Source organism: Streptomyces sp. NPDC050704, from assembly GCF_040654355.1.
GTDB lineage: Bacteria > Actinomycetota > Actinomycetes > Streptomycetales > Streptomycetaceae > Streptomyces.
Genome location: NZ_JBFAHW010000224.1, coordinates 1 through 7,177, shown reverse-complemented (window position 1 = coordinate 7,177; position 7,177 = coordinate 1). Strand labels below are relative to the sequence as shown.

7 protein-coding genes are annotated in these 7,177 nt (G+C 68.8%); all 7 read right to left on the bottom strand.

Translation table 11 applies throughout. The features are described from left to right. Positions 1-133 precede the first annotated feature (133 nt). Complete coding sequence (locus AB0I18_RS51105; protein WP_363112731.1) at positions 134-640, bottom strand: DM13 domain-containing protein; 507 nt, start codon at positions 638-640, stop codon at positions 134-136. Between the two features lie 159 nt (positions 641-799). Then, the gene (locus tag AB0I18_RS51100) at positions 800-1,183 is read right to left on the bottom strand and encodes a hypothetical protein (RefSeq protein ID WP_363112730.1); all 384 of its coding nucleotides are present in this window, start codon (positions 1,181-1,183) and stop codon (positions 800-802) included. Between the two features lie 147 nt (positions 1,184-1,330). Continuing rightward, the gene (locus AB0I18_RS51095) at positions 1,331-2,236 is read right to left on the bottom strand and encodes a hypothetical protein (RefSeq protein WP_363112729.1); all 906 of its coding nucleotides are present in this window, start codon (positions 2,234-2,236) and stop codon (positions 1,331-1,333) included. Between the two features lie 24 nt (positions 2,237-2,260). Further along, positions 2,261-2,962: a flavodoxin family protein gene (locus tag AB0I18_RS51090; protein ID WP_363112728.1), complete on the bottom strand. Its 702-nt coding sequence runs from the start codon at positions 2,960-2,962 to the stop codon at positions 2,261-2,263. A 317-nt stretch (positions 2,963-3,279) separates the two neighbouring features. Continuing rightward, positions 3,280-3,975: a DUF3159 domain-containing protein gene (locus AB0I18_RS51085; RefSeq protein ID WP_363112727.1), complete on the bottom strand. Its 696-nt coding sequence runs from the start codon at positions 3,973-3,975 to the stop codon at positions 3,280-3,282. 119 nt (positions 3,976-4,094) lie between these two features. After that, positions 4,095-5,999 carry a S9 family peptidase gene (locus AB0I18_RS51080; RefSeq protein WP_363112726.1) on the bottom strand — a complete coding sequence of 635 codons (1,905 nt, stop codon included), beginning with the start codon at positions 5,997-5,999 and terminating at the stop codon, positions 4,095-4,097. 61 nt (positions 6,000-6,060) lie between these two features. Further along, on the bottom strand, positions 6,061-6,690 hold the full coding sequence (locus AB0I18_RS51075; RefSeq protein ID WP_363112725.1) for a helix-turn-helix domain-containing protein: 630 nt from the start codon (positions 6,688-6,690) through the stop codon (positions 6,061-6,063). Between the last annotated feature and the right edge of the window lie 487 nt (positions 6,691-7,177).

Genomic DNA, 7,177 nt, shown 5'->3' with positions numbered 1-7,177 from the left:
CCAAACCCCCCCCCCCCCCCCACACCCACCCACTCGCCGACCCCCCCGCCGGGGGCGCCCACGCCTGCCGCCGGGCGCCGGCGGGGGTGGCGTCGCCACCCGCTCCACGGCCTTCCGGCGCGACATGGGTTCGTCAGGCGCCCTGCTTCAGCTCGGCCGCGCCGAACGACACGCTGAAGCGTTCACACCAGATCGTCACCGTGGAGAACTTGTTCAGGTCGGTGCCCGCCGGGATCGCGTAGTTCTGGTTGCCCTCGTTGCCTTTGAGGTCGCCGAGGTCGACATGGGTGCCGTCGTCGAGGTTGCCGCCGCCGTCCTGCTTGACCGGCTGGTCGCTGAGCCACACGTGCAGGGCCGGGCCGTCGGAGGTACGCACGTTTGTCAGGCGCAGGTTCGCCTTCCCGTCTGCGAGCGGCTGGACCTCCACCGAGCCGCTGGTCTCGTGCTCGTGGGAGATGAAGCTACCGGTTACCAACGGCTTGGCCGCAGCCCCCTGTTGGCCGGTGGCCACGGGAGCCGCCTCATCCACGCGATTCGTGGTGAACAGCCGCCAGGGCTGGAAGAGGTAGAGCCCGACGGCCGCCACGACGACGACGGCGATGGTGGCGATCCAGAGGACAGGGCGCTTGGTTCGGCTCATGAGGATTTCCGTTTCTGTTGGGTGTTCACGCCGGACCGGTGGCCGAGCGTGGCGCCGAGGGGACGGGTCTCGCCAGGCAGCGGCCGGCTCCTGCTCGGCGGTCCGCCGACACACAGGGCAGGTTCGGGGCTGCCGCGCCGAACCTGCCTTGAACTCCGCTTACCGCCAGCTCCAGTTGACGGCTCCGTAGGTTCCCGTAGTGGTGCTGTCGATGCCCCGCCGGTCGTCGTAGCTGAACCCGGCGAAAACGTGGCTGCGAGGGCCCTTCCAACTCCTTTGGACCGCGTAGAGCGTGACCGCCTCGTTGGAAGTCCCGACAAGAGGCGAGACGGTCCGGCACTTTCCGGCAGGCACGCGGAACGCGTAGGCGCCTTGGTTCGGGAACTCGACAACGGTGTCGTAGCCGCGGCCGTTGTTGCAGAGACGGAACTGATGGGGGGTGCCGGCCTGGGCGCCGACGGCCGGGACGAGGGCGGCGGTCGCCGCGATCACGGTGGAGGCCGCAATCCGGGCGGACCACTTCTTGAGTGCGCCCTTCTGCATCGTTCTCCTTTGTCTTGATCAATTGCTGGATCAACGCTGACGCGTTGGACGACATGCACGGCTCTTGCGTCGGAGGGAGCGGGGATCACGGCGGCTGGAGTTCTGGACCGGAACGCCGAAATCACGTGGGCCGACGGCCGTTCAGCACTACTGCTCAGCGGGGCGCGGCTGTTCGTGTTCGGTGGTGGAGCGCGCGGCCTTCTCGCGGCGCAGCTCGTCGGCCTCGTCACGGACGGCGTCGAGCCGGACCTCGAGCATGCTGACACGCTCGCGGTAGCGCTCCAGCTCGGCCCGGACGAATTCGGCGTCCGCCACCTGGCGGGCCGTCTCCTCGCGGATCGCGGCGGTCTCCTCGGCGAACTTTTCCTGCGCGGCATCGAGCGCGGCGACGGCCATGTCGCCCGCCTCCTCGGCGAGCGCGGCGCGCTCCTCGGCGGCCAGGATGCGCTGCGCGGAGGCGCGGGTGACCGTCTCGATCCGGGCCTCGGCCGCCGCGGAGTCCGTGATGATCGCCAACTCCTCGATGTAGGCGGGCAGATCGGTGGCGAGCTGCTCGATGAGCGCGACGAGGGCGTCGCGTGACTGAGCAACATGGCCGCCGTCGACCATCGACATCGCCGCCATTTCACTGTTCACGGCTTCCACCGGCGCCTGCTCGGACGCATCGGAGACGGGGGCTTGTCCGGGCTGCAGGGGCACCATCTCGCCAGGGGACGCCTGCGGCACCGCTTCCGTAGCGGGCGTGTGCCCGGGCGCACCGTGCGCCATTCCGGCAGCGGATGCGTGCCCGGAGGCGGCGGGCCAGGACTGCTCGGCGACCGGCGCCTGGGCCCCCTTTGCCGCCTCCTTGGCCGCCTTCTTGGCCTCGGCTGCCACGCGCTTGTCCTCCTTGCGTTGCTGTCGCTTGGCGCGGAACTTCCTGAACGCGCCGAGCGCGTTGTGCTCGGGGTGCTCGCAATAGCGGGGTGCCGGTCCCTGCGCGTCGGTGGCCGGCGGCTCGGGCGGGTTGGTGCAGCCCGGGTAGGCGCAGGTGGGGACGGTCTCGACGGTCATTGTTTTCGGCCTTTCGTTGCTGTTTTAGCGGTATTCGGGATTCTCGAAGTCGAACCGGCACCCGGCGTCCCACTGCGACCGCTGGTTCCCGTGCGCCGGAACGCCACCGACGTCCTTGAGCAGCCGGGCCAGATGCAGGAGGTTCCACGTCATGAACGTGGTGTTCCTGTTGGTGAAGTCGTTGGTGGGACCGCCGGAGCCCGGATCGAGATAGGAGGTTCCCGGCCCGGCCTCTCCGATCCAGCCCGCGTCCGCCTGGGGCGGGATCGTGTATCCCAGGTGCTGGAGGCTGTACAGGACGTTCATGGCGCAGTGCTTGACGCCGTCCTCGTTGCCGGTGATCAGGCAACCGCCCACACGCCCGTAGTAGGCGTACTGACCGGCGTCGTTGAGCAGGCCCGAACAGGCATAGAGCCGCTCGATGACCAGTTTGGCGACCGAGCTGTTGTCACCCAGCCAGATCGGACCGGCGATGACGAGGATGTCGGCGGCCATCACCCGCTGGTAGATCGACGGCCACTCGTCGTGTTCCCAGCCGTGCTCGGTCATGTCCGGCCACACCCCGGTGGCGATCTCCCGATCGATCGGCCGCAGGTGATCGACCTGAACGCCCTGCTTCTCCATGATCCGCGAGCTGAGGTCGATCAGGCCCTGCGTGTGGCTGCGCTCCGGGCTCTTCTTCAGCGTGCAGTTGAGAAACAGTGCACGCAGGTCGTCATAGCTCATACCCCTCAGTGCGGCCGACCCGCCGAACGTTACAAGTGGGCCTGGCAGTTGGCCGCATCCTGCTTCTCCCGGGTGCCCGATCGCCAGCACTCCATCCAGGGACACGACCACCTGCCCGGCCGCGTCCGGCGCGCGACGGCGAGCCCTGCGACATCCAGCTCAAGGAGCTTCGCCGCGTGGCGCAGTAGGCCGAGATCACCGACCGGCTCCGCCGCGGCAAGCACCACCACGCCCGGCGGCCGCCGAGGTCACCAGTCGGTCGATCTCACGCCGCTCTGCATGTCGGGCGACGAACTGCATCGGCATCGGCGGGCCGGTCAGACCGACCCGGCGGGCTGCTGTCCGGCCAGGGCCTTCAGCCGCTTGCCCGAACGCCGGCCCGCCCACAGAACCACCAGGAAGGCCAGAGCGAGGAGCGGGTAGCCCATCGCGATCCTCGCGACGGCCAGCCAGCCCGTGCGGTCCTCGTCGTACAGCCACTGCTGCACGGCGACCCGGGTCGCGAAGACACCCACGAGCGTGAGCGTGGCGATGTCGTAGTAGTGCCGCGAGGGCTTGTCCTTCAGCCAGGCGATCCCGGTGCCGTTGAGGGCGCCCCAGACGATTCCGGCCAACGGCCGGCGTGCGAGGACGGAGAGCAGGAAGAGCACGCCGAGGGCAAAGTTGGCCCAGATGCCGGTGAGGAAGAAGCCCTTGGCCGATCCGGTCTTCCAGGAGACGAACGCGGCGACCGCGACACCGAACAGGCCGGAGAGCGCGGGATGGAGCGGCTCCTTGCGCACCAGGCGCAGCACGGAGATCGCCAGCGCGATGCCGACGGCGGTGCCGACGGCGGCCGTCAGCCCGAAGGAGGCGTTGGCCAGCACGAAGGCCACGATCGGCAGCGTCGTGTACACCAGGCCCGTCGTGCCGCCCATCTGCTCCAGCGGTGTCTTCTTCGCCTGGCGCCCTGGGATCCTGCCCGGTCCGTCCGGGCAGGGCGCCGACTGGGAGGGGTGTATGGGTTCAGTCATGTTGCGAGATCAACTCACCAAGTAGTCGTTGGCCTGTACGGCTTGCGGGCACTGCCCTGCGGATTGCCGGCCGCAGGTCCCGGTGTTTCGCTCCGAGGTCGGCTGCGACGGGGCGTCGGCTACTCCGCGCTCGGCTGTCCGCCCAGGTGCCGGGCGAGGAAACGGTCGGCCGTGTCGTACATGTCGATGTTGTTGTCCGGGTTCACGAAGCCGTGACCCTCGTCGTCCTTGACCAGGTACTCGACCTCGACGCCACGGGCACGCAACGCGTCGACGATCCGGTCGGACTCGGCCTTGACGACACGGACGTCGTTGGCGCCCTGAACCACCATCAGTGGTGTGCGGATCTGGTCAACCCGGCTGATGGGTGAGCGGGCCAGCAGGTCCGCCTCCTGCTGAGGGTCGCTCGGATCACCGGCGTAGAGGTACCAGTTGTTGACCAGGTGGGGCCGTACGAACTCCGGCACCGTCCGCAGGAAGGTGACGAGGTTGGAGGGGCCGCAGGAGTCGATGGCGGCGGCGAAGACGTCGGGGGTGAAGGTGACGCCGACCAGGGTGGCGTAGCCGCCGTAGGAGCCGCCGAAGATCGCGACGCGGTCCCGGTCCGCGTACCCCTCCGTGACGGCCCACTCGACGGCGTCGATGAGGTCGTCGTGCATCTTCCCGGCCAGCTCGCCGATGGCGGCCTTGAGGAACGTCTTGCCGTAGCCGGCCGAGCCGCGGAAGTTGACCTGCAGCACCGCGTATCCGCGGTTGGCCAACAGCTGCACGAGGGGGTTGTAGCCCCAGCTGTCGCGGTGCCAGGGGCCGCCGTGGACCAGCAGGACCAGCGGGATCCCGGTCGGCTCGACGCCGAGGGGCAGGGTCAGGTACGCGGGCAGGCGCAGCCCGTCGCGTGCGGGGATCGTGACCGGCGTCATCGGCGCCAGGACACGGGGATCGAGATGCGGATGGGGCCGGAAGAGCAGTCGGCTCTCCCCGGTGGTGTGGTCGTAGTAGTGGGTGACATGGGGGTCACGGTCATGGGTGAAGCTGACGACCCAGCGTCGCCCGCTCACATCGCACGAGACGGCGGAGAGATCACCGTCGGACAGCTTCTCCAGGTTCTCCAGCACCGCGGCGAAGTGCGAGTCCAGCGGATGGATCACCTGCCGCTCGCCCAGGTAACGCGCCCCGATCAGCTCACCGGTGTGCCGGTTGCGGATGAGCGGCGACGGCAGCGTGGGGAAGACGGTGGAACGCGTGTCCAGGTCGAAGTCCGGGTGACTGTCGACCTCGATCTCCTCACCGGTGGCCAGATCGAGCAGGACCAGACGGGTCCGGTCACTGCCCCGGTTGGAGCCGAGCCACAGACCGGTGCCGTCCGGGGTGAGCTGGAACGGATTGATGCCCAGCGGGTAGTCCGAGCCGTCGAACGTGGTGACCGGGCGCGGCTTCCCCGTCCCGGTGTCCCACTGCGCGAACTCGATGTCGCCGTCGGCCGTCCAGGTCTGGGCGTACAGATCTCCGTCGGGCGTGTGCAGCCAGCCGGCGACCTGACCGGGGTTCTCCGCCAGCAACGTCAGCTCACCCGCGGCGATATCGAGCTCGTAGAGGTCGAACTCGGCGGGATCCCTGCGGTTCAGATGCAGCAGCGCCCTGCCCGGCCGGGCGACGGACGTCTCGAAACCCGCGACCGTGGCCCCGGGGAAGGGGGTGAGATCGACCGCCTCGGCATCCGGATTCTCCAGGTCGACCCGGTAGACGTGCCAGTTCTCATCCCCGTCGCCGTCCTGCTCGTAGAGCAGCCACCGCGGATCGTCCGTCCAGTGGTAGGTGTGCACGCTGCGGTTGTCGTCCGCGGTCACACAGCGCGCCTCCTCATCCGCGTCGACGCTCTCCACCCACACGTTCAACCGCTCCCGCCACGGCGCCAGGTAGGCGATCCTGGTGCCGTCCGGCGAGATCGATGCGCGGGTACGGGCCGGCGGGCCGAAGAAGTCCTCGACGGCGAGGCGCGGGACCTCGCGCGGGGTCGCGGACATACGTCAACTCCTCCTGGGTTCGCTTCAGTTCGGTCGGTGGGCTTGCCGGTACTCGGCGTTCTCAGTCGACGGGGTCGCCGACGACTCCGCCGGTGGCCGTGCGGATCGCATGGGCGAGACGCCGGGAGAGGGCCGTCACGTCGGTGAACTCTGCGAGATCGTCACCGGCGAGGATGGCGGTGCCGATGTGCTCGTCCAGCACCCGCACGACGGCGGCGGAGGCCGCGGCGTGCATCCGTACTTCCAGATCACCGGACGGGCGCTCGAGACGGTCACCGATGATCACGCACATCTCGCGTTCTGTCTGGTCGCAGGCCATCAGCCACGCCGTACGGAGCGCGGGCTCGGTGTCGGCGAGCCGGATCATCTTCATCGCGAGCATCTCGTCGGCAAGATCGACGGGCGGCGCCTCCTGACGGAATCTGACCAGTTCCGTGACCAGGTGGTCTTCGAGGGAACTACGCCGGGGCCAGCTGCGCAGCACCGTCATCAGGGTGACAACGCCCTGCATGACGATCGGCTCGGCACAGCTCTCCTTGCTGCGGAAGTGCCGCCAGATGGTGCGCGTGGACAGTCCCACGGCCTCCGCGATCTGATCGCCGCTCGTGGCGGCCACTCCTTGCTCCCAGAACAGGCGCGCCGCCTCCCGGGAGATCTCCAGCCGCATCCGCGCACGCCGCTTCTCACTCATCCCTCCCCCGCTGCGCTCCTGCGTCGTCATGGCGCCTGGCCACCCCTCTTCCCTAATGACCTCAAGCGACAGTACGTCACTAAGTGACACAAGAGCAAGTGCGCGACCCTGAAGTGTTTTGGGTTCCGGGATGCCCGAGGGGCCGCAACAGGGGCTTGACCAGCAGATGTGCCCGATGGTGACAGTGTCCTGGGGTCGGCCACGCGGCTTCGGTCGAGCGTGGCGCGGTAACTGGGCAACTGTCCTACGATCCCGAAATTCTCGGCGACCCATGCCCGGCGGTCGCCCTCGGGGAGGAGCTCCGTGGCGGAGGCCAGGGCGCGACTGATGCCGAGGCTGTATCGATGCCTTACGACGGCTCGGGGTCCTCGAGCAGGGTGACGGCCTGGCGGGTGAGCAAGCGCTCGGCGGCGTCGTAGCTCCAGTGACAGTCCACAACGAGAGCTCGCCATGCCCGCAGTCCGAAGCAGAGCCACAGGCGATCCGC